We start from the raw sequence: 1,870 nt of genomic DNA, 5'->3' as shown, positions 1-1,870 counted from the left end.
TGTGGTTTTCTTGGCCGTTGACGCAAGTCACCCAGGTTTCTACGATACAAGAGCGATCTGAAAACAGCTTCTCATCGGGCCTGGTAATGGCGTAAGGAGAATTCGTGTGAAGCTCGTTTTGGCAGTTCTCCAGCCTCCGAAACTCGAGTCGGTTCGTGGAGCCCTCGAGAGGATTGAAGTGACGCGCCTGACTGTGTGCGACGCGCAGGGGTTCGGTCGTCAGCGAGGACATACCGACACTTACCGCGGCCACGAATACAAGGCGAAACTTTTGCGAAAAATCGCCCTCGAGATCGTGGTGAATGACGATTTTCTCGAACGCACCGTCAATACAATCGTGCAGGTCGCGCGAACCGGCCAGGAAGGCGCCATCGGGGATGGAAAAATTTTTGTTCTCCCCGTCGAACAGGCGATTCAAATCGAGGACGGACTCCGCGGGCCGGGCGCAGTGTGACAGGCCCTCCCCCTTGGTAGGAGCGGTTTCTTCCTTCCGAATCTCGCGGACGACCGCAGAGAGTGTTCCGGCGAGCACGCGTGGACGACAGAAGGTCGTGCTAATGGGGCCTTTTATCCGGGTTGGAGCCCCAGCCTCCGGTAAGTTGATGGACTTTCGGAACGGTGCGGCGTATGGACGAACGCAACATCCCCGAGCCAGGAAAGCTACTTGACCTGTCCAGCGAGCCCGGTACCGGCCAGAGGCCCAGGCACCTCCCCGGTCGGTCTTTTCTCGGCATCCATTTTCGCTGCTGCGGTATTTACGCCCGGATTTACCTCAACCGTCACGGCACCGCGTATGAAGGGCGGTGTCCTCGCTGTCTGCGTCCGGTCAGGATCGAAATTTCCCCAGACGGCGTGGATTCCCGATTTTTCACAGCGTTTTGATCGCTGGCGGCTCGTCAATTGGGGTGGACTCTCCACCAGCCGTCGTGTCTTCTCGTCTCTCCCTCGACCGGCCAAGAGTCATCGGGAAAGTGCTGGCCGATTGCTGGCCGGTCTTCATCACGTTGACCCGGCTGGAGGAGTCGTCTCACCTCCTAAACCCCGCGGACGAAGTCCGTCACCTCTATGCTGGTTGCTTAATCTTCACCGACCACAACCTGCACGCCGGTCCTTCTGAACCCCCTGTTGTGGTACCCAAATGTGCCCAATACAATCGGGAATTTGCGGGATCGGCGATAATGAGTTCACAGGCCGGCACCGGAGCGAGCAGCAGCGCATTGGTCGACCAAAGGCAGATCTTTCGGCATGCATCGCTCGACGCGGATCTTCTGTACAGGGAACGGGTATCATCAAACCAGCGACACGGAATCTCAAAACGGGCTGTTACTGGGGCATTGAATCATTTTCCCATTTCATCCATCAGTGATACTTTCAGACAACCACGTGAGGGACAGTCAGCATGGCGAAAAAGAACCTTGTTGTCGCCCAAAGTGGCGGACCAACACCGGTCATCAATAACAGTTTGCGGGGAATCATCGAGGCCGCCCGAGACCTCGACGCCATCGGAACAGTTTACGGGGCTCGCCACGGGATTGAAGGCGTCCTCAAAGAAGAGTTGATCAATTTGTCGTCGCAGCCCGCCGAGGAAATCGCCCTCCTGCGCTACACACCTGTTGCCGGATCGATCGGTACCTGCCGATACAAATTGAAACCGGAACAAACAGAGGATTTCCAGCGGGTCATCGATGTTTTCCGCGCCCATAATGTCGGCTACTTTCTCTATATCGGCGGTAACGACTCGATGGACACCGCCCAGAAAATCGCCGATTTGGCACAGTCCAAAGGGCTGGACCTGGTCGCGGTGGGCGTTCCGAAAACAATCGATAACGACGTAGGGGACAGTGAGTTCCAGCTCGTTGATCACACTCCG

3 protein-coding genes are annotated in these 1,870 nt (G+C 56.8%); all 3 read left to right on the top strand.

Annotation, left to right across the window (positions count from 1 at the left end; genetic code table 11):
- The first annotated feature begins 106 nt into the window (after positions 1-106).
- Positions 107-454, top strand: a complete 348-nt coding sequence (locus H5U08_RS17375; RefSeq protein ID WP_297035993.1) for a P-II family nitrogen regulator — start codon at positions 107-109, stop codon at positions 452-454.
- Positions 455-627: 173 nt separating this feature from the next.
- Positions 628-882 (top strand): hypothetical protein, encoded by a 255-nt coding sequence (locus H5U08_RS17370; protein ID WP_297035991.1) that lies wholly within the window; start codon positions 628-630, stop codon positions 880-882.
- A gap of 517 nt (positions 883-1,399) precedes the next feature.
- A partial coding sequence (locus tag H5U08_RS17365) for a 6-phosphofructokinase (protein ID WP_297035989.1) occupies positions 1,400-1,870 on the top strand: 471 nt, incomplete at its 3' end.

This window comes from Thermogutta sp. (assembly GCF_014359955.1).
Taxonomy (GTDB): Bacteria; Planctomycetota; Planctomycetia; order Pirellulales; family Thermoguttaceae; genus Thermogutta.
This window is presented reverse-complemented; position numbering and strand designations above follow the sequence as displayed.